Annotated in this window: 21 protein-coding genes and 2 pseudogenes; 3 read left to right on the plus strand and 20 right to left on the minus strand. The window is 37.9% G+C overall.

The window, feature by feature from the left end:
* Positions 1–165: 165 nt before the first annotated feature.
* The 10 genes and pseudogenes from GNT69_RS21105 to GNT69_RS26320 form a co-directional block, all read right to left on the minus strand.
* Complete coding sequence (locus GNT69_RS21105; RefSeq protein ID WP_203556975.1) at positions 166–387, minus strand: nuclear transport factor 2 family protein; 222 nt, start codon at positions 385–387, stop codon at positions 166–168.
* A gap of 219 nt (positions 388–606) precedes the next feature.
* Entirely contained in the window at positions 607–960 is a 354-nt protein-coding gene (locus GNT69_RS21110) for a Rieske (2Fe-2S) protein (RefSeq protein ID WP_203556976.1), read from the minus strand.
* A 74-nt stretch (positions 961–1,034) separates the two neighbouring features.
* On the minus strand, positions 1,035–2,129 hold the full coding sequence (locus GNT69_RS21115) for an amidohydrolase family protein (protein ID WP_203556977.1): 1,095 nt from the start codon (positions 2,127–2,129) through the stop codon (positions 1,035–1,037).
* A gap of 500 nt (positions 2,130–2,629) precedes the next feature.
* Positions 2,630–3,406, minus strand: coding sequence for an HpcH/HpaI aldolase family protein (locus tag GNT69_RS21120; RefSeq protein WP_203556978.1), 777 nt, complete (start codon positions 3,404–3,406; stop codon positions 2,630–2,632).
* 76 nt (positions 3,407–3,482) lie between these two features.
* Positions 3,483–4,568 (minus strand): Ldh family oxidoreductase, encoded by a 1,086-nt coding sequence (locus GNT69_RS21125; RefSeq protein WP_203556979.1) that lies wholly within the window; start codon positions 4,566–4,568, stop codon positions 3,483–3,485.
* 281 nt (positions 4,569–4,849) lie between these two features.
* A complete protein-coding gene (locus tag GNT69_RS21130) occupies positions 4,850–5,095 on the minus strand; it encodes a hypothetical protein (RefSeq protein ID WP_203556980.1) in 246 nt (81 codons plus the stop codon).
* A 385-nt stretch (positions 5,096–5,480) separates the two neighbouring features.
* Positions 5,481–6,590 (minus strand): amidohydrolase family protein, encoded by a 1,110-nt coding sequence (locus tag GNT69_RS21135; RefSeq protein WP_203556981.1) that lies wholly within the window; start codon positions 6,588–6,590, stop codon positions 5,481–5,483.
* A gap of 26 nt (positions 6,591–6,616) precedes the next feature.
* Positions 6,617–6,973 (minus strand): Rieske (2Fe-2S) protein, encoded by a 357-nt coding sequence (locus tag GNT69_RS21140; protein WP_203556982.1) that lies wholly within the window; start codon positions 6,971–6,973, stop codon positions 6,617–6,619.
* Between the two features lie 520 nt (positions 6,974–7,493).
* Complete coding sequence (locus tag GNT69_RS21145; protein WP_203556983.1) at positions 7,494–7,760, minus strand: hypothetical protein; 267 nt, start codon at positions 7,758–7,760, stop codon at positions 7,494–7,496.
* Positions 7,745–7,861: pseudogene (locus GNT69_RS26320) on the minus strand (hypothetical protein); the annotation flags it as partial. The gene GNT69_RS21145 and the pseudogene GNT69_RS26320, both read right to left, overlap by 16 nt.
* 361 nt (positions 7,862–8,222) lie before the next feature.
* On the opposite strand from GNT69_RS26320, the gene GNT69_RS21155 reads away from it, so the two are divergent.
* Positions 8,223–9,017 carry a GntR family transcriptional regulator gene (locus tag GNT69_RS21155; protein WP_203556985.1) on the plus strand — a complete coding sequence of 265 codons (795 nt, stop codon included), beginning with the start codon at positions 8,223–8,225 and terminating at the stop codon, positions 9,015–9,017.
* Between the two features lie 258 nt (positions 9,018–9,275).
* On the opposite strand, the gene GNT69_RS25680 is transcribed toward GNT69_RS21155, so the two are convergent.
* The 4 genes and pseudogenes from GNT69_RS25680 to GNT69_RS21165 all read right to left on the minus strand — a co-directional run bounded on the left by GNT69_RS25680 (position 9,276) and on the right by GNT69_RS21165 (position 11,269).
* A complete protein-coding gene (locus GNT69_RS25680) occupies positions 9,276–9,416 on the minus strand; it encodes a hypothetical protein (protein ID WP_239094394.1) in 141 nt (46 codons plus the stop codon).
* A 9-nt stretch (positions 9,417–9,425) separates the two neighbouring features.
* Positions 9,426–9,659, minus strand: a pseudogene (locus GNT69_RS25685) (IS110 family transposase); the annotation flags it as partial.
* A gap of 18 nt (positions 9,660–9,677) precedes the next feature.
* Complete coding sequence (locus GNT69_RS25690) at positions 9,678–9,824, minus strand: hypothetical protein (RefSeq protein WP_239094386.1); 147 nt, start codon at positions 9,822–9,824, stop codon at positions 9,678–9,680.
* An 881-nt stretch (positions 9,825–10,705) separates the two neighbouring features.
* A complete protein-coding gene (locus tag GNT69_RS21165; RefSeq protein ID WP_203556986.1) occupies positions 10,706–11,269 on the minus strand; it encodes a Uma2 family endonuclease in 564 nt (187 codons plus the stop codon).
* Between the two features lie 329 nt (positions 11,270–11,598).
* On the opposite strand from GNT69_RS21165, the gene GNT69_RS21170 reads away from it, so the two are divergent.
* On the plus strand, positions 11,599–12,324 hold the full coding sequence (locus GNT69_RS21170; RefSeq protein WP_203556987.1) for a type II toxin-antitoxin system prevent-host-death family antitoxin: 726 nt from the start codon (positions 11,599–11,601) through the stop codon (positions 12,322–12,324).
* Between the two features lie 450 nt (positions 12,325–12,774).
* Here the strand turns inward: GNT69_RS21170 and GNT69_RS21175 are convergent, their stop codons facing one another.
* The 4 genes from GNT69_RS21175 to GNT69_RS21190 all read right to left on the minus strand — a co-directional run bounded on the left by GNT69_RS21175 (position 12,775) and on the right by GNT69_RS21190 (position 17,636).
* Positions 12,775–13,125 carry a DUF6568 family protein gene (locus tag GNT69_RS21175; protein ID WP_203556988.1) on the minus strand — a complete coding sequence of 117 codons (351 nt, stop codon included), beginning with the start codon at positions 13,123–13,125 and terminating at the stop codon, positions 12,775–12,777.
* An 87-nt stretch (positions 13,126–13,212) separates the two neighbouring features.
* A complete protein-coding gene (gene gshAB, locus GNT69_RS21180; protein ID WP_203556989.1) occupies positions 13,213–15,543 on the minus strand; it encodes a bifunctional glutamate--cysteine ligase GshA/glutathione synthetase GshB in 2,331 nt (776 codons plus the stop codon).
* 139 nt (positions 15,544–15,682) lie between these two features.
* Positions 15,683–16,516 carry an S-formylglutathione hydrolase gene (gene fghA / locus GNT69_RS21185; protein WP_203556990.1) on the minus strand — a complete coding sequence of 278 codons (834 nt, stop codon included), beginning with the start codon at positions 16,514–16,516 and terminating at the stop codon, positions 15,683–15,685.
* A 4-nt stretch (positions 16,517–16,520) separates the two neighbouring features.
* Positions 16,521–17,636, minus strand: coding sequence for an S-(hydroxymethyl)glutathione dehydrogenase/class III alcohol dehydrogenase (locus GNT69_RS21190; protein ID WP_203556991.1), 1,116 nt, complete (start codon positions 17,634–17,636; stop codon positions 16,521–16,523).
* Positions 17,637–17,903: 267 nt separating this feature from the next.
* On the opposite strand from GNT69_RS21190, the gene GNT69_RS21195 reads away from it, so the two are divergent.
* Positions 17,904–18,266, plus strand: coding sequence for a winged helix-turn-helix transcriptional regulator (locus GNT69_RS21195; protein WP_203556992.1), 363 nt, complete (start codon positions 17,904–17,906; stop codon positions 18,264–18,266).
* A 163-nt stretch (positions 18,267–18,429) separates the two neighbouring features.
* Here GNT69_RS21195 and GNT69_RS21200 read toward each other — a convergent pair whose 3' ends face one another.
* Together GNT69_RS21200 and GNT69_RS21205 are read right to left on the minus strand one after the other, a co-directional pair.
* Positions 18,430–20,205 (minus strand): ABC transporter ATP-binding protein, encoded by a 1,776-nt coding sequence (locus tag GNT69_RS21200; protein ID WP_203556993.1) that lies wholly within the window; start codon positions 20,203–20,205, stop codon positions 18,430–18,432.
* A complete protein-coding gene (locus GNT69_RS21205) occupies positions 20,198–21,955 on the minus strand; it encodes an ABC transporter transmembrane domain-containing protein (protein WP_203556994.1) in 1,758 nt (585 codons plus the stop codon). Before GNT69_RS21205 ends, GNT69_RS21200 begins: the two co-directional genes overlap by 8 nt.
* Between the last annotated feature and the right edge of the window lie 489 nt (positions 21,956–22,444).

Raw genomic sequence — 22,444 nt, forward strand, 5'->3', positions numbered from 1 at the left:
TTCCCCCCAATTCTTGATATACAAACAAATAGGACGCTTTGTGATTCTCTAGGACTATTGCTCCAATTCCGCTAATGCCTCCAGCAGACTTTCAAACAGACAGGGTAAATGTTTGCTACATTCACCCTGTCTTGTATGTTCTATTCTTCTAATGGATGGCTTGCTCTAACTTAGAAACACGTCTCGTGTATGTTCAGTGTCAAGATATTCTTTTACTTTTTGGATTTTTCCATCTTCGACAATGAAAAGGAAATGATATAGGTTATTATATACTCGGCCATTGGTTAATTCTGTATAGGACTCGGTCTCTACAGCAACACGATTCCCTTCTGCTGTTATTGCCAGCGGAGTTAATCGAATGGCACCCGAGTCGACCCAAAGATTCACATGAATCTGCAAATGAATATTGCTGATGATACAGCCCAAGCTATTAAAAACGTAGAAAAATCGATGATCACGTATTTTAATAAGGTACTAGAATTAATTCCAGGAGCAAAAGGTACACAAGCTCCGGCAACTTATGAGCGTTTCGCCGAAGTAGCGAAAGAATTCGATTGCCCATTGAATATAGGTGCCCTTAACGAATCTGGAGTTGCTTTACTAATATTAAGCATCTACAAAAATTTTGTCATCCTTAATGGTGACATCATACGTTTTCACACGCACTTTTTCCGGGTTAATTATGGATTGACCTGTTTTAATATCAAATTCCCAAGAATGCCAAGGACAACGGATTACTTCTTTATCTCTTTCGAAATTATATTGTCCTACTTCATTGCTTGAGCAATCGTTATCGACCATTCCGCCCGATAAACAAGGACCTTTATGGGGACATGCGTTCTTTAAGGCATAGACTTCACCATTTTCTGATTTCACAAGGACAATTGGTTTATTATTAATGGTAACTGCCTTCATATTTGACGAATCGAATTCATTTATTTTGCAGACTGGTTCTTTCATTACAATTTAACCCCCTTATAACTACATTTTTCGTTTATCCAATACCCATGATGATAAACATCTTCTCCATCTTCTTAAAGATTGTAAAATTCTTTTGCATTATCATAAAAGATTTTTTGACGAAGATCTTGCGATAGACTATTTGGTAATGTATTTTGAGGTGACTCGAAATCCCAATGTGGATAGTCCGTTGAAAACATCAACATTTTATCTGTTCCCATAGCATCGATAGTATTTAAAAGCTGTTTGGCTGTCAAATCATCGAAAGGTTGAGTCGAAAACTTCATATTATCACGGAAATATTCACTTGGTAAACGCTTCACCCAAGGAGTTTCTTGTCTTAAACCTTTATAAGCAGCATCCATACGGTGCATCATAAATGGCACCCATTCAAAGCCACCCTCGATAAGGCCTACCTTTAAGTCTGGAAATTTGTCGAATACTCCATTAGTGATCATGCTTACCGTTTGTGTCATATATGCTTGTGGGTGAGTACAACGCCATGCAACATAGTAGCGTAAAAAATCCCCACCTTGAGCTGTAGTATCACCTGAAAGATGCATACCAATTTGTAATCCATGACGATTGGCAGCTTCAAAGATGGGATGATAGTATGGATCTCCCCATGCAAAGTTCGCAATTGGCAGCATCACCTGTACCATTTGTGGATGGGAGGCTACACGGTCTATCTCGCGCACTGCAGCTTCAGGCTCTCTAGGAATAGTGATCGATCCCAACAATCTCTTGTCACGGTTTAACCATTTGTCAATTGTTAAATCATTATAAGCTGATGCTCTCGCTGCTGCAAATTCATACCATCCTTTTGTGGTAGTAGCCTCATAGAATAATCCCGTTAAAACACCATACTCGAGATCATATTTATCTAACAATTGTTCCTTCATAAGATCATAATCAGAACCAGGGGTTGATCCATCTTCTGGAGTAGAATCCATTCGATATGTTGTATTTTTTCTTATTTGGTGAAACGGAGTTGCAAAACCCCCACGTGTCCAGGAATATTCAGTAATATACCTCTTCCATTGATCAGGCAAATATTCCACTAAATCATACACTGACTTTATCTCGTGATGAATATCTGTATCAATCACCAGTTGCTTTTGATTCTTTGCATTTTCTTTTGAAGTACTTGTTTGTTGCTTAACACTCATTTAAAATTCCTCCCTCAAAAAAGTATAATATCCTTTGGAATACTAAATCAGATGCTCTTCGAATTTCATCAACAATGATGAAGTACACCTCATAATTATGGATAAATTACGTGCAAATTTAATTTTTGCACAGGGTAAGGACCATACTAACAATAACACTGGATAAGATTGGTGATTTTTAATTAAGATATAACCGAGCTTTCATATCTCCACATAGCCCACAGTCACTAACCCATACATGTCTATTTATCCGAACACATCGAAAATTCTGAAAAATACAGTCAAGTTTTTGAATTCTGCCTCCTGTAATAATAAGCTGTTCAACAAGCTGATTTCTTTTGGCACCTTCTCTCAGTTCTACACAACTTCTTTCTAAGTGGTAAGAGGATGGGGACTGAGTATTTTGACCTACATTAAACACATATTCATCATGATTATACGGTCAGGCCTAAGAGTCTTTTTTTTCGTGTCCAGCAAGACGTATACAACCATATTCCTTGTTAATTGTATTGTTTAGACATGGCATTTCTTGCTTTTTTTAGTGCTGATGTAGCTCCATTGATTAAAAAAATATCTGCATCATCTACTGCATTAAAAGTAAAACCTTTTTCCTTAACAGCCCATTCTATTTTGTCACTAGGAAAAAAACCACCACATGGAACTCCTGTTTTATTTGATGCTAATGAAATTCTGTCAATCGCCTCTATAAAGGTTGGATCATCCCATTTAGGGGGGATACCTAAATTCATACTGACTGAGAGATCAACGGGACCAATAATGCAAGCATCTATACCTTTTACCGACATAATTTCCTCAGCATTATTTACCGCCTCTATAGTTTCTAATTGTACAGCGACAAATATTTCTTCATTGGCAGTATTAAAATAATCTATCCAATTGCCAATATCCCCACGCCTTGGACCAAATCCACGGATACCTTCTGGTGGGTATTTGCATGCTTCAACTATTCTTTTTGCATCTTCGGCTGTGTTACACAACGGTACAACAACTCCGTGTGCTCCGGCATCTAACACACGCTTAATTATCGATGGATCATCATTTTGAACTCGCACAATCGGTGTGCAGTTCGTGCCTTTACAAGACTGTAACATTGACATAATTGTTGAATAATCTAAAGCACCATGTTCTGCGTCAATTAAAAGCCAGTCATAACCAATTTCCGAAAATAATTCAGTAATCCAAGGATCCGATCTGCCAACAGACGTGCCTACTACTGCTTTTCCCTCTTTCAATTTTTTCTTTATGGAATTTTCCATCAGAACGCATCCCTTCTTCCCGATATATTCAGGAGCATTAATCTAATTGCATACTAATATAATTATGCAGTTTCATCTATTCTTTACCAAAAGGTATCCCGGTTTCATTACCAAGTGATTCTAATTGGCTTACGAGCTTGGCCTGCAAAGGTATCCCTTTTTCAAGTCTTTCTATCTGAGTATAAAACTCTCTTTCACCTGGTACCATAACTCTATCAAATCCTGGCGCGGGTGGAGAATTTCTCAATGAAGAGATCATATCGTCCATCATAGACTTAAAATCATCTACCGAACGAAAAGCATCAATGCGTAAGGCGCCAAAAAAGCTGCCCAGTTCGAGTGTCTCATTATTGAGCATCTTACTCCAACCATAGCCAGAAAGAATTCCTGCAAGAATTTCTACCACCATAGCCAAACCGTAACCTTTATGGTAGCTGTGTTCTGCACTGCTCCCTAGTGGCAACATTGCCCCGCCCCCGGGTTTTATCTCTTCATCTAAAAAGTCACGTGGATTAGTTGTATCACGTCCATTGGCATCTACTATCCATCCTAACGGAACGCTTTTATCATTCATTGAAGACATGACAACCTTCATTCCAGCAACAGCACTCAATGCAATATCCAACAAAAATGTAGGCTCCTTATTGGTGGGTGCAGCAACTGAAAGTGGGTTATTCCCAAGCATTGCTTTAGCACCCCCTGCTGGAACCATTATAGGTGTAACATTTTGAAACGAAAATCCTATCATATCTTGTTCGGCTGCCATTAATGAGTAATGTCCTGCCATAGCTATATGTCGTTGATTTGTAGTTGCGACAAAACCTGCTCCCGTCTTTTTTGCCTTTTCAATCGCCATCTGCATTGCAATAGTCCCTGTCGCAGTTCCTAGACCCCCATCACCATCCAATAAGGCTGTAGTAACAGTTTCATTCACTACCTTTCTGCATGGTTTAGGATTTATATAACCTTTCCGAATCCCTGTGACGTATCCCGGATGTGTGGGAAGAAGTATTAAACCATGAGTTTCAACACCCAGTAAGTTAGCATTTACCAGTGCAAGAGCATTTGCTTTTGCATCCTCACTGGCAACCCCTAATTTTTCTAAGACATCAGCCGCAAATTCTTCCAGCATTTTACTGCTATAAGTTTTTACCTCTTCCAAATTTATTTCCTCCTTACAAAATTAAAAATCAACAAAAAATTCAGTCTCCATAAGAGGAAATTATATCTCATTTTGTTTGTCTAAAGGAGAACCATGTAGATTAGAGGACTTCTCTATAATTGCTATACAAAATTCTTTCTAATACCCTATAGATAACGTTGATCTAACGCTTCATATACTTCATAACAAGCTACTTCATTACCCTAAGTAAGTATGAATGTCATTCCAAATCTCTTCGCTTTACTTTCGATATGTTTGTTCTCCTTCTTATTTAATCAACCTTAAACGGTTACTCTTTTAGCAGGAGACTTGAAATATGGCATTACTTCAGCAGCGAAACGTTTCATTGTTCTCATTACTTGGCGATGTTCAAGGTCTCCCATCCGCAACCAGCAAGACATACTATCAATCCCAGCATCCTCGACAGCCTCTAGGCGCTTAACTGCCCCTTCAGGACTATCCAGCAAAGCGACTCCTGAGTCGTTTAGAGCGCCAATATTTAATGGGCCATCGAAATCTTTTGCCACTTCCGCGAAGCGTTCATAGGTAGCTGGAGCTTGTGTTCCTTTTGCCCCTGGGATTAATTCTAGTACTTTATTAAAATAAGTAATATTTGTTTCATTTTATTACAGAAGCGCTAAAGGATCATTTACCGATAAATTGATATAGCAACTTTATCTTAAGTTGTAATGTTAAAAAAATATCCTCGACAATTAAACGCTTACAAAAGTTAGTTTTGCACGTTCTAGCAAATTTCCCCTTGGAAATCCTTTATTTTACTGAAGAATATCCTCCGAGCATCAAATCCGTTTTAGGATCACTTGTCATATTTACTTTTCAAATTCCCCTTGAATCCTTCATTCTACCTTTATGCATTACCAATGTCGTTTTTAAATTTTGTCTTGTCCATTTTTAAATGGTTAATCCATATAATTCTGCTGCATTTTTATAAAGGATCCTCTCGCGAAACTCTCTAGGAAAATGCTTGAAAGTAATTTCTGGTGGATTATACGTAAAATGCGGATAATCACTTGTATAAACAAGTTTATTCCTACCAATCATATCTGCTAAATCGACAACATGCTTTGCATCTTCAGGACGATTTGGTTCCATTAATGGCTGTGTACCAAACCAAAAATGCTCACGAACTTGTTCACTTGGCGCCCGCTTTACCCATGGAACTTCTCTTTTTAACATTGGCCAATGTGTATCCATAGCATACATAATGTTTGGAGCCCAACCAAAGCCACCCTCATTAAATAATAAACGCAGTTCTTTATATCGCTCAAGAACTCCGCCAAAAACCAAACTTGTCATACCAGCTTGAGGTGCGTAACAATTGCTTACTTGATTTTCAACAAAGTAATTTACTTCAAAACCATCACGGCTTAATCCTCCGCGCGTTGACACATGAAAACAGATAATCAAATTATTTCGAATCGCTGCTTCCCAAATTGGATAATATCGAGGGTTTCCCCATGCACCATATGGACAATAAGTCGGCAAAGCCACTTGTACGATCTGCGGATGACTACCGACCCGATCAATTTCACGGACTGCATGCTCTATATTTTGCGCCGCAACGACAACAGATCCCAGCATACTTGAATCTTTTGATAACCAATGCTCGATTTGCCAATCATTAAATGCTGACGCAACAGCAGCCGCCATTTCAAGCTGAGGAGAAGACGAAATAACAAAACTCGCATCAGGATTAATAACTGCATAGGAGTAGTTATATTTATCAGCTACTTGTTCACGAAAATCGCTTACCGAAGAAGCAGCCAACCCTCCATCAGGTGTTTGACTATCAAGAAGATTTCTTTGTAAAATCGCCATTGGCGGTGCCCCTTGAAACACTCCTTGCCAACCAGATTCGGTCAAAAAATTGCGCCAATACTCTGACATATAAGGTAATAAATCATCAAATGTTTTTGGACTCGCATGCAAATCACAGTCAATTACTGGTATCTTTGATTTCTTCAATTCCTTACTATCGTTTTGTTCGAGCGTATTTGTCATTTTATAATCCTCCCATATAAAAAATATTAAGCGTAAACGACTAAATCTTCACCCTCTACCTTTACATCATAAGTTTTCACCTTTTGATTGTCAGGGTCATGTTCGGAACAACCTGTCTCTAAATCAAAACTCCAACGATGCCATGGGCAATAGATGTGTTTTCCAGGTTCTTCAAAACAAAATTCATTCACGTCTTCGGCACGAACAACACCGCCTGTATATCCTTTTTCAAAGGAAGCACCTTGATGGGGACAAACATTACGAATCGCATAAAAAGTGTCCCCATTACGAACAACAAGAACCGATGCCCTACTCACCTTAAAAACTCGCTTTTCTCCTGGTTTTATTTCATTTTTTTTACATAATACATTTCTTGTCATCATTGAACCTCCCTGCTTTTTAAAATAATAGACTATCGGTACGTGAAATCCTTCCAATCTTTGACAGTCGCTCCAAGCATTCTATAGTATCCCGTAAACTCCCCTTAATACAGTTGTTTAAATTAAGGGGCTTTTACTAAAAATTCTTTAAGCTTTCCAATATACGTTATTCTAGATGGTAAATAAACCGTTAATCCCTTTAACTAAATCATTGAAGCAATGTCAATCTATTGTCTCGATGTCCGTACCACTTAATCTATAAATATAAATTATCATTGTTTTTTCATCTTGTCAAACTCTTTTTTGAATTTTCTGGATATTTAAAATATTAAAAACAATATGTTCTGTTTATGATCACTTATCATATTTACATCCAAATTTTCTCTTAATTATCATAAAAATATTGCAAAATGAATGAACCATTTTATATTTAGTTTTTCCTTTTTGCTCTGGGCAAGGAAGCGAAACAGACTGAATGTTCTAAACTCTTTTGCGGACCCTAGTGAGATCCAAATATACAGTGTCAACGATTCTTTACCAAAAGGTTTCCCACCATTGTGCAAAGATTCACCCCGCTCCTTAGCGGTGAATCTTCGCCGTAGGAAAACCAATGGTTCGCCCTATTTTCCGCCCATGAATTTACGATTCCACGAAAGCAACAAATTTCATGGTCCTTCATCATTAAGAGCAGTTCACTCATTTTCATAATGGGCAAATAGTGTTCCTCAGCTACTTTTTCAATTTCTAAGCGGTCAGCTACATATCCATTTATATTTAATATTTCTGACATATAGCCAACATGTTTATTGGAAACCAACCTGCTAAGTCAATAACTGCTTCTGTTAAATCCATACGCTCCATCAACCCATTCTTCTTACTGATTAATGGAAATACATGACCCGGACCTCAACTTATTTTATTTTTGTAGAAGATGGACTAGGTATAGGCCCCACATTTTAGGCTATTTCGTATCAGCAATTGGTTTTCGGAATACGTACTTGATTTTGGGAGCGATTGTTTTTATTTGTCTCTTTGTATATTATTTTCTGTATGGAAATAACAAGACCTACAATAAACAGGTTACTCAATCAAACGTAAACAGTAGTATCTATATTAGAAATGTTTCTCGCTTTTTTAAAACAAACTACTCAAAATAATTTACTTGTTTTATCTTCACAAAACATTTAAAATAGAATTAATGGTACGGATAACATATTAATCTAGCTTCCTAAAATAATGAGAGAGTGATAACATGTTAAATGATAAAAGTGTGATTCCATTATATTATCAATTAAAAGAAATCCTAAAAGAACAAATTAAGGATGGTTCTTGGAAGGAAGGGCAAAAAGTTCCTTCTGAGCGGGAATTGATGGAGATGTATAATATTAGCCGGGCAACAGCTAGAAAGTCCTTGAACGACCTGATGATAGAGGGGCTTATCGAAAGAAAACAAGGGCTTGGGACATTTGTTGCACCTAAAAAGGTTGCGCAAGATTTAACTGGAGAAATCTCTTTTGTTCGCCAAATACTTAATCAAGGCTTGGAACCAAGTATTAAGGTCATTCAATCATCCATTGATACAGAAGTCCCCACCCGTATTGTTAACCTATTTAAAATTGATCCTTTAGAAAGTATGTATAAAATTAGTGCTGTAGCTTACGTTAATAAATCACCAGTAATTTTTGCTGTAACTTATTTTCCTTTAAAATTAGTCCCAAATGCTGAAATGCTCGATATAGAAAATACTATATTGCTTGAATATTTACAGAATGACCTTAACATCCGCTTTACTCATTCAACATTAGAAATGGAACCAATCCTATTGGATGAATTTCATGCTGAATACTTAAATTCAAACGTGGGTATGCCCGCATTATCCGTTGAAAGAATCTATTATTCAGAGGATAAGATTATCTTAATAGAAAAGAGAGTCGTTCCTGGAGATAGATTGAAATATCTGTTCACTCTAAAACATGATACAAATGAAGATAAAGATTACAGTTTAAGGATAAAAATTGATAAGGAATATGGTGAAAATACTGTCTAATCGAAATCCATAAATTATACTATTCTTAAAAATAAAAAACGAGATTTTAAAAGAGTTTAAAACATGGAAAAATAATATGGCCTCCACAAAATCAGTTTATCTGGCTTTATGGATAGCTTTTTTCTGTGAAAATAAATTATTGGTTAAAACTCAATGATTTATGATAAAGCTAGTGTTAATTAATTTTAGACAATAGGAAAGCAGAGCTACCGTAATCTTCGGTTTCTCGTATAACTTTTCTATTGGTTGTCTATAATGCTATGTTGCAGTGGGCTCGTGGTAGGGTTCTTTGCCCTGAAGCATGTGATAGACAATGGAAAGCATTCGATGTCCAATGGCAACGAGTGCTTTTTTCTTTCCCCTTCTTGCAGCCAATGACCAATATTTCACAGATAACATCTTGTTCCGACTTCTCGATATAGCCCAGGCAGACTCACACAATGCAGACTTTATATGCTGGTTTCCTTTTACGGTTCGTGTACGTTTTCTTTTTCCTGCACTTTCATGGTTTCCGGGAGACACTCCTGCCCACGATGCAAGGTGCTTGGAGGTTGGAAATTGAGACATATCTACTCCAATTTCGGCAATGATGATGGCTGCAGTATCTTTCTTGATGCCGGGCATTGTAACGAGAAGTTCCATTTTTTTTCTTATAGTTTATCAGGATGCTGTCGATCCTTCCTCAATATCGGCCACTAACTCTTCCAGATAAACAATGTGCATCCAAGACTGTCTAATAAGGAAAAGCTGATGGTCGTTTAGCGTACCAAATAGGAAATCCGTAATAAGTTGGTTTTTATGGGCCATTCTCCCATGAATTTTCTACTCAACCTCTTTCTGGTCAATGTAGCCATTGGACATGAGTTGTTCCAGCAGCCTTCTGCCTAAAAATCCAAAAACATCCGATATGACGGTGCCTAATTTAATGTTCGAGGTTTCCAATAGCTTTTGGATCCGGTTCTTTTCTATTGAGATTATTAATCAAAAGGCCCTGTTATTATTCATTGTTGATTTTTGTATAGGTATGCGTACTAATAGGCGGAGAATATCCGGCTAATGTGAATAGAAGAGGCTTAAAAAGCAATATAAGCGGAAATTTTCCGATTAACTTCTCCAAATAAGAAAAAATTCAAAAATTTGGTTCAATAACTGGAAAAACTACTCTTATTTTCAAGGAAATATAGGTATTTCCCAAAATAAGCGGAATTCTTCCGACTATTTTTCAAACACAGTGAAATCAGCATTGTGTTATAAGCGAACCAATCAAAAAAGAGGTAACACTACCATTTTTGCTAGTCACCTCTTTTTGCTTTTATAGTTGGTATACTACTCAACCACTCCAAAAATATAAGTGGCTTTCGGGTCAGTCCCCCACTCTACTAAAGAGTTATTGCTTTACTGTACCGGGGCACCAAACTTCTTGTTAACGACGCATTCGAGTTATTTTCAATTATTCCTTTTCATGAATTTCCATTATAATATAATTAGTTATATCATAAAGTAAAAAAGGACCGTACATGCGCGAACATGTCCAGTCCAGCAATAGACGGTCCCCACGAAGGGGGCGGCTATTTGGTGAATAAAACAATCCGCCCGTTGCCATCAACTCAAGGGTGGATTATTTTTTATGGTTAAACGACAGGATTCAATTATGTGCCTAATATTTTTGCATAGATGACCCGAAAATTCTATTGAAAGATCTCTTTTAAATCGACTGAGAATCCCTGCAGGATTTCCGATGTAATGACTCCACCTTCTGTTTTGATATCATGCTGTTCGTACAATCCTTCCTCATTTAGTGAATAAACAGTCACGGAACGGAGCATTGGATTCACAATCCAATATTCTTTTACTCCAACATTCATATATAGGTTTAATTTTGTAATTAAATCATGTGCTTGATTAGAAGGGCTTAGGATTTCTACTATTAGGGTTGGCATACCAACATAACGTGATTCTGTAAGCCCGCTTTTATCACAGATGACACTGAGATCTGGAATGACAATTTTCGCCTCTTCACTATTATCTGTTTTTAATTCAATATCAAATGGTGCATGAAATACTTCACAAGGCTTTCCATTTAAAAAACGGTCCAATTGAATGAGAAGTTTTCTTGATATCCGTTGATGGGCCGTTGAAGGCGAAGGTGACATATAGACCATTCCATCAATATATTCTAACAAGTCCTCAGACTTCTCCCGGATGGTGAAATATTCATGAACAGACATCGGGCTATTTTGGTACAGATTCATTTCAACCCTCTCCTTACCCATTTGTTTCTTTAATTTTACCATCATTTTCTTATGGAAACATCTCCGATACCGCTGTCATCATATTTGGGGCAGTTTATTCTGACAGTGGAAGTCCCCCGCATTACTAAAGCGTTAATGCTTTCTCATACTGAGGGTCAGGCACTGGATTTACGGAACCTCCTTCATGCGGCGCAGCGTGGACAAGCGTTCTCGCTCGGAAAAGCTATAATTTAAAACGGATTCAGGGGATTCAGTTGTATTCTTCATTTTCATCGACTATACTTTAGTTAGTTAAATTAGCTACTTTAGCTAAATTGGAGGTGCGAAAAATGAGAGTAAACTCAACTGATCTGCAAAATAACTTTGGAAAGTACTTAACGCTAGCACAACAGGAAGATATTATTATTACTCGAAATGGGACCGAAATGGCAAAACTTACTGCTTTAGATCATAAAAAGCCTAAAGAACAGGAATTGATTCACGAAAACGCACCAATGTATGGCTATGGAAAACAGGCAACATATGAGGAATTTTTACAATTACAACAAGAATCAGATGAAAGATATGAGTATATCGATGGAGAGATTTATCTACTTGCCTCACCAAGAACCGCCCATCAAAAAGCTGTAGGAGAATTATATGTTTGTTTATACAATTTCCTACAAGGTACCGATTGCACTCCTATGATTGCCCCTTACGACATTGAACTAAGAAGAACGCCAGAACAAGTGAATATGGTTCAACCGGATTTAATGGTTATTTGCGATCTGGAAGAAAATTTGGATGACAATGATTATTATAAAGGAGTTCCTTCATTAATCGTTGAAGTCCTTTCAAAGGGAACGAGGAGAAAAGATTTGATTAAGAAACTCGATCTCTACATGTCTTGTGGTGTGAAGGAATACTGGATTGTAAACCCAGAAAATAAGGAAGTAACTGTATATCATTTTGAAGACCAAAATATCGATAACTTTACTACCTATAAAAATGATGAAATCGTCCAATCTTATATTTTTGCGGAATTAACAGTAGAGTTGCAACGGATTTTTAGATAAATGGGATAGAAAAACGAGGCTCTAGAATCGCTTCTAAGGCGCGTTACTTACAGAGGGAGACATTTTGGTACCCCCTAATTAAGTTGATTTTTATGTACTCCCTACTTTTTCACTGGTCTCGGACTTACCCTTTGCTTCCGTTGAACATCACTTTTACTCGAAGGTACTCCTCCCCCCCCTCACTGAAGAGTAGATCCTCATCGGTATTCATTAAACACATATCAAATTCGTTAAGCCATCACTTTACTAGATTTCAAGATGAAGGAGAACGATCTGTTGTCTCTATGAACACGAAACATCTCCAGGCGTGTCATCCCCCGAACCATGAATCACCATCACATAAAATGATAAGAGACAGAAGCACAGGGTACGTCCCCATGCTTCTCCATTGAAGAAAACGCCCTTTAAGTTCCAAGCAGAATGTAGCAGACACTTGTCTTGGGTATTGAATTATTTATTCATAAAAGCTTTTATTTCTTCTTCTGGCATGGATGAATCGCATTTCACGTTCACTGTGTCACCATTCGTATAGATGAAACCGGGAACCGTTGGAATGTCGTATTCATCTCGGAAGGCCGTAATCCCTTCCATATCAGATTCCTCCACACTATTAATATAATAGATGTGAGTATCCGTTTCTGCAGCCACTTTTTTTAGTTTTTTAACGAATATTTGACAATAAGGACATACACCCTTGCCAATATAGATAACCGCTTCGCCTTCACCTTTTATCAATTCCTGTGCTTTTGCGGAATCAATTTCTTCAAAACTAGCTACATCTTCTTCATAAGCAGCAATCATCGTTCCAATCTCCTTTCTTAGGTAAACAGCGGGACGATTCTCTTTTTTTTCCAATTATTAGGAGAACGGGAGAACCGTCCCCTTGTTTCAACAGGTTACCGTTGTAAATTCGCGTTTTGCTAGTGGTACCCCTAGTTTGATTAATTTTGAGTCCTGACTTTGTAATAGTTCAGGAAATAAATACTGGATGATATGCATAGTTAATCGTCGTGATTTGCCTTTATATGGATATACATGCATATACATGGATGGATTAAAGTTTGCTTCAATAATTCCATAAGCATTTTTATTGGCAGCAGGAACTTCTGTATCTTCAATGATTAAATCGATCCCACAAATTTTAACGCCAAGGGCGACTACCGCATCCACTGCTATTTTTTTATAATCATCAGGAATGAGATCGGTCACATCAATCGAATCTCCACCTGTACTAATGTTTGAGTTTTCACGCAGATAGACGATTTCATCCTTTTCTGGAATGGAATCCATTCGATATCCTTGACCTTTAAGCATCAGGTTCTCCAATTCACCTAATTGGATCAATTCTAAAGGGGTCCGATGATCTCTTCCTCTTAGCGGGTCACGATTCTTATTATTGACTAACTCTTCAATTGTATGTTTACCGTCACCTTTCACATTCGCAGGAATTCGTAATAAAACAGCATAAACTTGATCATTTAACACAAAAAACCGATATTCTGTTCCTTTCATAAATTCTTCTACTAATACCGATGAATCTTCTTTAAATGCCAACGCGAGTGCCTCTTGATAATCCTCATAATTGGCACCATCTTTAAAGATCGATATTCCTATTCCATAGTTTGTTGTTTTTGGCTTCACAACAAAAGGTTTGCTGGAAAATAGATGATAGGAACGTAAAGCCTGCTCAATTGTTTGAAACTCTTCACCTTTAGGTACTCGGAATCCATGTTGGTGAAGAATTTTCTTTGTGACTGTTTTATTTTCCATAATTAAAGTGGATACATAAGTATCTTTACTAGTCATATTCCCATTTTTCACATATTCAACATGATCCTTTAATTTCAGCTTTAAAAATTGATCTTGTCGATCTAAGATTTCTATTTGGATACCTTGTTGAATCGCATCAAACATTAAAATCTGAGTGGACAACTCCATATCAATAAATCCTGCTAATTGATATGGTTTCTCCCATGACTTTTGATAATTTTCTTTAGCAATGGACGTAGCCACTTGACTTTGGCTGCTTTTTTCACTTTCTTTGTAAAGTCTTCCAGCTAAAGTCTTGCTTGGATCCATTAGCATTTCTCTTAGATGATCAAATAACGTATCAGAAACAGTTAAATCTAAGATTTCTACTAAATACTCCATTTCATTAATGATACTTTTAGCTTCTTCTTCAAATTGTGTGTGCGCTAATGGGTGCTCAAGAGCAACGGCCTCATTGTAAAAATCACCCATTTTTCCCCATTCATCACATTGATCTCCTTCATCTTTCCATAGTAAATAGATTAAGAAAAGATGGAGAAATTCTGCTTGTTCATAACTGATGCCATACGTTTCAAAAGGATTTAAATCGATATTGCGCAATTCAATATAATGAACACCATGATCTTCTAAATCTGACACATGATGTCCACCTCTTAAACGAATAGGTCCATAAAATTCCTTTTCTTCAGATAGAATCCCTCTTTCCACCATCATAGAAAGATCCGATAGATAGCTCTTGATACTCTTATATGACACTTTCACCTCATCAGAATTGGCATAACCGTATTTACTGCCTCTAATGGTTCTTACGGCTCCATCTAAAGAATGAAGTTCAAAAAAGTTCTTTTCACTCATAGGAGAAGCACCATAAAAATAAGTGATAAACCATCGGTTGTGTAAATAGTTTCTTGTCACCTTTAAATAAATCTCTTCTTTAAACTGACGGTAATCTTTGATCTCCGATTGTAGGCTAAATAACGCTTGTATCAACTCTTCATCGAATTCAAAGTTGAAATGAATTCCACTAACCATTTGTTTGCGACGGCCATAAGATTGCGCCAAAGTTTGGCGATATCTTACATTTTCATCTTTTTCCAATTTTGCAATCACAATGTCTTCTTCGTTATCTGGTAACTGTGGCGGCATGCTCAATGGCCATAGCATTTCATTCTCATCCATCGAACGATAAGCAACATCATGGATTGCTGCTAAGTAATTAAACAGATCCTCTAATGTCTCCGAAACCGGTGTGATTAATTCCATCTGTGTTTCTGAAAAGTCCCGCTGAATATAGGGGTGATCATCTTTTAACGTAATACTCTTAGGATGACCTGTGCTAGCTAAATTTCCTGACAAGTCCACTCGATGGCTTTCCTTTTCAATCCCATAACGGGCTTTGAATAAGAAGGGTTTTACATGGTCATTGACTAACATCTTCTTATAATCCATAGGTAGCTTTCCCTCCAATCTAAGCCATTTTTATCGTAAATAGTATATCACACATGACTTAATGAGTATAAAAATATCCACATTACCATGCAATGTGGATATTTTTATTTTCAAATTCCACCGATTTAAATGAGATGGATTATCTAAGATGATTCATATGAAAAGCAAAATGCTCTTCTAGGAAAGTTGCGATAAAGAAATAACTATGATCATAACCTTCCGCTTTCTCGTAATTCACTACTACATTGTTTTCCTGAGCATTCTTTAAAAAATATGTTTCATCTAAGTGTTTAGGGTAAAAATCATCTTTGGTTCCTTGCGTGATCAGAATAGGTGGCATAACGCCCTTTTTGATCAATTCTGAAGCATCCCATGCTTTCCAGGTCTCTTTGTCATCCCCTAAATAAGTAGCGAAAGCTTTTAGTCCCCATGGAATCTGACTTGGACTTAAAATAGGAGCAAAAGCAGAAATCGCCTTAAATCTTTCTTTGTTTTTCATGCCAACTACTAAAGCACCATGGCCTCCCATAGAGTGGCCCATAATACTTTCTTTTCCTGAAAAATGAGGGGTTAGCGATTTCGCAATCGTTGATAATTCTTCCGCGATATACGAGTACATCTTATAGTGCTTTGCCCATGGTTCTTGTGTGGCATTTAGATAAAAACCTGCCCCTTGGCCAAGGTCATATGCTTCATCGTCAACCACATGTTCCCCACGTGGGGAAGTATCTGGAATCATCACGGCAACTTGATATTTTTCAGCCAATCGTTGAAAGCCGCTTTTTTGACTAAAATTATCATCTGTACAAGTTAACCCAGACAGCCACCAAATAAGAGGGATTTGTTTCTTTTCTTTATTTGACGGTAAGTAAAGACTAAATGTCATTTCACAATCCAAGACCTCTGAATAATGAGTATATTTACATTGTTCTCCACCGAATGAGCGACGGTTTTCAATCAGTTTAAGACTCACTTTCTCACTCTCCATATGTTAAAATTGTACGGATTGACTCCCCTTTATGCAGCAAATCAAACGCTTCATTAATGTCTGTAAAGTTTAGGTGGTGGGTAATAAACGAATCTAAATCGATTTTACCGTTCATATAATCTTCAACCATTCCTGGCAACTGAGTTCTTCCTTTTACTCCACCAAAGGCGGATCCACGCCATACTCGACCCGTTACTAATTGGAATGGACGAGTTTGAATTTCTTTCCCGGCGCCTGCTACACCGATAATCGTACTCTCGCCCCAACCTTTATGACAACATTCAAGTGCAGATCTCATGACTTCCACATTTCCAATACACTCGAAGCTATAATCGACCCCTCCATCTGTCATTTCAACGATGACTTCTTGGATTGGCTTATCAAATTTAGATGGATTGATAAAGTCCGTTGCTCCCATTTTTTTAGCTAATTCAAACTTATCTTCATTTAAGTCGACTGCAATGATTCGGCTTGCTTTTGCTTGAACCAAACCTTGAATAACGGCTAATCCAATCGCTCCAAGACCAAAGACGGCTGTCACTGCGCCTTCTTCCACTTTTGCTGTGTTATGTACAGCGCCAATCCCTGTCGTAACTCCGCATCCAAACAAGGCAACTTTATCAAGCGGCGCGCGCTCGTCAATTTTTGCTAAAGAGACTTCTGAAACGACTGTATATTCACTAAATGTACTGGTTCCCATGTAATGATAAACCGGCTCCCCATTATAAGAGAAACGTGTTGTTCCATCGGGCATTAAACCTTTCCCTTGGGTTTCTCGTACAGCACTACAAAGGTTCGTTTTACCAGAACGGCAGAATTTACATTCTCCACATTCAGCCGTATATAGTGGAATCACATGATCCCCCGGTTGTACTGAAGTCACTTCATCACCGACAGCAACGACAACTCCAGCTCCTTCATGACCTAGTACAGCAGGAAATACACCTTCCGGATCATCACCAGATAATGTAAATGCATCTGTATGACAGACTGAAGTATAGAGAATTTTTACTAATACTTCTTTTGCCTTTGGTTCTTCTACATCGATTTCTACTATTTGAAGTGGTTCTCCAGGTTTAAATGCAACAGCTGCTCTGCTTTTCAATTGAATCCCTTCTTTCTTTTGTTATCTCATTTCTTTATATAGTGACATAATATAATCTGATTGAAAATACTGACATTTTTGTCACTACCGTCAAACGATCTAAAGAATGGTTCTTAAGTTCCAGCAGTAGCTTTCCTTTTTAAAATGAACCCATCCTTTTTTGTTATCTCATTTACATATCCATAATTACATATTAAAATACATTAGGCAATACTGACTTTTTTGTCACTATAAACAAATGATAGGAAGAGGAGAGGACAATCATAGATGGAAATTTTATATAAAGAAAAAACTTTTTTCACTAGCAAAGATTTAGCTTTATCGGTGATCGGTGGACGTTGGAAAATACCAATCATCTGGTGTTTGCTCCAAGAGTCTCCGTTAAGGTTAAGCGAAATTCAAAAAAAACTTCCCGATGTCAATCAACGAATGTTAATTAGACAATTAAGGGAATTAGAAGAAGATCAAATCATTACTAGAGTGGTATACCCGGTTGTACCTCCTAAAGTAGAATATCAACTAAGCGAAATTGGGCTACAATTAGAACCAGTTGTCACTTCCATATGTAATTGGGGAGATCATTTTAGAGCCTTTTTGGATGAAAATGCCGATAAAAAGCCAGTTGAATGAAAACTTAGTTGATTCAAATAGGCAAGAGGATATACAGAAGCTGCAAGCGATCCATTCCAAAAAAAATCTAAAAGCCACGAAACAGCTTCATACCAACGCGCTTCGTGGCTTTTAATCATTAATTACTTAAACTTTACTTTACGTGAATACTTGGTGACAAATATTAGGAAACCACGAGACCATTTTGCAACTGGAACATTTGATAATAGAGTCCTTTTTGCGACAATAGTTCCTGGTGTGATCCTCTTTCGACAATGTTTCCTTGATGTAAAACTAGAATTAAGTCAGCATCTTGAATCGTTGATAATCTGTGCGCAATCGCAATCGTCGTTCTCCCTTTACGCATTTTTGCTAAAGCAGCTTGAATTTCTTCTTCTGTTTCCGAATCAATATTAGCCGTCGCCTCATCGAGAACAAGAATCTTTGGATCCGTAGCAATGGTTCTGGCAAAGGCAATAAGCTGCCGCTGTCCGCTAGAAAAAGTAGAACCACGCTCAACGACTCGATGCTCGTAGCCATCCGCTAGCTTTTCGATAAAGTGATGTGCACGAACAAACTCCGCTGCCTCTTTTACTTTTTCATCTGTCATTGAATCGTTATGCAAACGAATGTTATCCTTTACCGTACCATAAAATAGGAAAGGGTCTTGAAGGACGAGTCCCATTTTTTCCCGTAACTCCTCACGTGAATATTCCTTAATTGAAATGCCATCGATGAAGATATCCCCTCGCTCAAATTCATAAAATCTCATCAGCAAATTAATGATTGAACTTTTCCCGCTGCCCGTATGACCGACCAACGCTACAGTCTCGCCCGGTTTTGCCGTGAAGGAAATATCTTGGAGCACATCCTTTTTCCCATCATAGGAGAAGCTGACATCACGAAACTCAATTTCCCCGTCTTTGATTTTTGTTTCACCCGCATTCTTTTGTTCCGGTGCCATTTCTGATTCATCGAGCAGTCGGAATACCCTGCCAGCAGCAATAATCGCTTGTTGATACAACGATAGTTGCCTCATCACGTCATTCACTGGCCTAAAGAAACGATGCAGATAAGTTGTAAAAGCATAAACCACACCGATTTCGACAGGACTATTTAAAGAGGTAATCCCAAAATAGCTTAGTGCCATAATTAAAGAGCCAAAATACACGAGCTCGACTGCAGGTCTTAAGAGCAAGCTATCTAGTTTAATATTTCTGCGACCGGCGAGAAAATGCTTTTCGTTGATCGCAGAAAACTCTCTTTCCAGTCTTTTCTGCTGTCTGAACATTTGGATCATGGCCATTCCCTGTAATGATTCATTAATTTTTGCATTCAACTCACTTAATCGTTCACGCACTTCCGCATAATAACGTGAACTATATTTCCGATACATTTTTATGATTAAAAGGACAAGTGGAATAATGATTAAACAAAATGCTGCCAATTGAACATTTAAAATGAACATCGCGATAAAAATACCGATCAGTAAAAATCCACTTTGGATAAAGCTGGCGAGAACCGTTACAAACAGTTCCTTTATTGCCTCTGTATCATTCGTCACTCTAGAAACCGTACTTCCAGCTGGAGTCTTATCAAAATATTTTAACCCGAGCCCTTGTACTTTTGTAAAGACATCCACACGGATTTTTTGAATGATTTTTAAGGCTATCTCCTGAAATTTATATTGTTGAAAATACGTAATAAACGACCTTGCCACTACAATAGCAAGATAGCCTCCTCCTAAAACGAGCAATGGCTGAAGAGGAAGGTTTCTCGGTGTTAAATAGTGATCAATAAAGTGCGCAATGATTAGCGGTCCGGCAATTTCCCCTAATGTAGCCAGCGTAAGCAGGATAAAGGCAATGATAATGTTTTTATAATGAGGGGTCGTATAGGAAAGCAGACGAAAAAGGATTGTACGCTGCTCCTGTTTCGTAAATTCAGTTGGTTTACCCATGAGATCCCCCTTTCTCTACAATTGCTTCTAACTGCTGATGGAGATACATTTCCTTGTACCAGCCATCCCGTTCCATTAGCTCATAGTGTGTACCCATTTGGGCAATCTCTCCTTCATCAAGAACGAGAATCATATCCGCATGCTGGATCGCACTTAAACGGTGTGCTGTAATAATCGTTGTTTTTCCAGCACGAGTTTCCCTTAATGATGCTAGTATCCCTTCTTCCGTTTTCGCATCAACAGCAGATAAAGAATCATCGAGAATGAGGACTTCCGGTTGCATTAATAAGGCTCTGGCAATGGATATCCTTTGCTTTTGTCCACCGGAAAGTGAGACGCCCCTCTCGCCGACAATCGTATCATACCCATCCGTAAATTGAAGAATATCCTGATCCACCTTCGCTAATTTCGCGGCATGATGAATTTCCTCAATTGAAGCATCCGGATGCGCGAATGAAATGTTTTCTGCAACCGTCGCAGAAAATAGGAAATGCTCCTGTGGCACATAACCAATGGCTTCACGAAGCCTTTCAAGTTTATATTCATCTATACGTCTTTCGCCGATTAAAATGTCTCCATTAAAACCTTCACTTTCCCGAATGAGAAGTTTTAATAACGTCGTTTTTCCAGCTCCTGTTTTTCCGACAATGCCAAGGGTTTCTCCTCTTCTTAATCGAAAGTGAATTTGTTTTAATACAGGCTGCTGTTCTCCTAGGTAAGTAAAGTCATCAATATGAAACGCAATATCCCCAGTCGGAACTACATCTAGCGCATCTGGTGTATCTTTTACATCCACTGGTTCGTCCAGGATATTCCTTATTCGGTCATAAGAGGCTCTTCCTCTTTCCAAAATATTAAACAGCCAGCCAAATGCCAGCATTGGCCAGACGAGCAACCCTAAATAGGCATTAAACGAGACGAGTTCTCCAATTGTAATCATTCCGTCTATGACAAACTTCGCACCAAAAGCAATGGATAAGAAAAAAGACACCCCTACAATACCAGCGATGGTTGGATCATATAAGGCATCCACTCGTGCAACGGCCAAGTTCTTTTTCACGACATCGGCTGATTGGTGATAAAAATCTTCGACATCTTCCTTTTCCTGACCAAATGTTTTAATGACTTTAATTCCTGTAATACTCTCCTGCGTTTTGTCATTCAAAGACGAAAAGGCTTCTTGCGCCTTGTAAAACCGTTTATGAAGCAAACGACCATACCAGTTCGTCATAATCGCCATCAATGGCATCGGGATTAAGCAAATCAGCGTTAATTCCCAGCTGATCGTCGCTGCCATGACCACAACGACCGCAATCCCAATCGTCAATGAATCTACCATTGTTAATACGCCGGCTCCTGCGGTCTGCTGAATAGCCTGTAAGTCATTCGTCGCATGAGCCATTAAGTCCCCTACTCTTTTCTTTTGATAGAAGGTTTGCGACATTTTTGTAAAATGAGAATACAGCATATCCCGCAGTTGTCTAGCAAGCTTATAAGCGGAACCGAAAATCATGACCCGCCAGAAATAGCGAATGACATACATCGAAATGCCTGTGACCGTTAAAACGATCATCCATTTCAGAAGCTGGCTTCCTGTTAAAGTCCCATCTTTAATCGCATCTACAATCATCCCAATTATTTTTGGCGGAACCAATTCAAGCATCGCTACCACAATTAATAAAAGGATTCCTACAATATATGGTCTTTTTTCCTGTTTAAAGAACCACATCAAATCCATAAAAACCTTCATTCAACCACCCCCTATAAAAACATAAAAATATGAACCTTGTCATCTTCTCTGCACGAAATAAAAAACACTCATTTGCGAGTGCTTGTCCTCTTTCATTTACTGCTAATTGCTGTGAACGGTTATGTCGGCCTTCCATTCACTTCGAAAATCAAAACCTATAAGCGGATATAAGTTTACAAAAAAAACAGGCAATTTTCAAATGGAAAGAAATATTAATTCTATCAATCATTTTCTATTAATTGTCTAGTTTAAGCAAGGGATTTAACTCTTATATCCATAAAGCAAGCTAAAACAAGGTCCTTTAAGGTCCTTTACTGTTTAGATAAAAAAGGCATTTAGAATAATTAGGGCAAAAGGAAAAATAAAAAATAAAAGTTTTATCAACTTGGTTAAATATTTGGAGTTTTTTTCCATCACTTTACTAGCTTTCAAGATGAAGGAGAACGATCTTTTGTCTCTATGAACACGAAACATCTCACGGCGTGTCAT

It is taken from the genome of Bacillus sp. B15-48 (assembly GCF_016879755.1).
Lineage (GTDB): Bacteria > Bacillota > Bacilli > Bacillales > Cytobacillaceae > Mesobacillus_B.

Bases quoted from the DNA above. Each gene is read 5' to 3' on its own strand.
- GNT69_RS25680 (WP_239094394.1), bottom strand. From the start codon at position 9,416: ATGTTATCTGTGAAATATTGGTCATTGGCTGCAAGAAGGGGAAAGAAA.
- GNT69_RS21120 (WP_203556978.1), bottom strand. From the start codon at position 3,406: ATGGAAAATTCCATAAAGAAAAAATTGAAAGAGGGAAAAGCAGTAGTA.
- GNT69_RS21155 (WP_203556985.1), top strand. From the start codon at position 8,223: ATGTTAAATGATAAAAGTGTGATTCCATTATATTATCAATTAAAAGAA.
- GNT69_RS21140 (WP_203556982.1), bottom strand. From the start codon at position 6,973: ATGATGACAAGAAATGTATTATGTAAAAAAAATGAAATAAAACCAGGA.
- GNT69_RS21115 (WP_203556977.1), bottom strand. From the start codon at position 2,129: ATGAGTGTTAAGCAACAAACAAGTACTTCAAAAGAAAATGCAAAGAAT.
- GNT69_RS21195 (WP_203556992.1), top strand. From the start codon at position 17,904: ATGGAAATTTTATATAAAGAAAAAACTTTTTTCACTAGCAAAGATTTA.
- GNT69_RS21165 (WP_203556986.1), bottom strand. From the start codon at position 11,269: ATGAATCTGTACCAAAATAGCCCGATGTCTGTTCATGAATATTTCACC.
- GNT69_RS25690 (WP_239094386.1), bottom strand. From the start codon at position 9,824: ATGGCCCATAAAAACCAACTTATTACGGATTTCCTATTTGGTACGCTA.
- GNT69_RS21135 (WP_203556981.1), bottom strand. From the start codon at position 6,590: ATGACAAATACGCTCGAACAAAACGATAGTAAGGAATTGAAGAAATCA.
- gshAB (WP_203556989.1), bottom strand. From the start codon at position 15,543: ATGGATTATAAGAAGATGTTAGTCAATGACCATGTAAAACCCTTCTTA.
- GNT69_RS21170 (WP_203556987.1), top strand. From the start codon at position 11,599: ATGAGAGTAAACTCAACTGATCTGCAAAATAACTTTGGAAAGTACTTA.
- GNT69_RS21205 (WP_203556994.1), bottom strand. From the start codon at position 21,955: ATGAAGGTTTTTATGGATTTGATGTGGTTCTTTAAACAGGAAAAAAGA.
- GNT69_RS21175 (WP_203556988.1), bottom strand. From the start codon at position 13,125: ATGATTGCTGCTTATGAAGAAGATGTAGCTAGTTTTGAAGAAATTGAT.
- GNT69_RS21110 (WP_203556976.1), bottom strand. From the start codon at position 960: ATGAAAGAACCAGTCTGCAAAATAAATGAATTCGATTCGTCAAATATG.
- GNT69_RS21145 (WP_203556983.1), bottom strand. From the start codon at position 7,760: ATGTCAGAAATATTAAATATAAATGGATATGTAGCTGACCGCTTAGAA.
- GNT69_RS21200 (WP_203556993.1), bottom strand. From the start codon at position 20,205: ATGGGTAAACCAACTGAATTTACGAAACAGGAGCAGCGTACAATCCTT.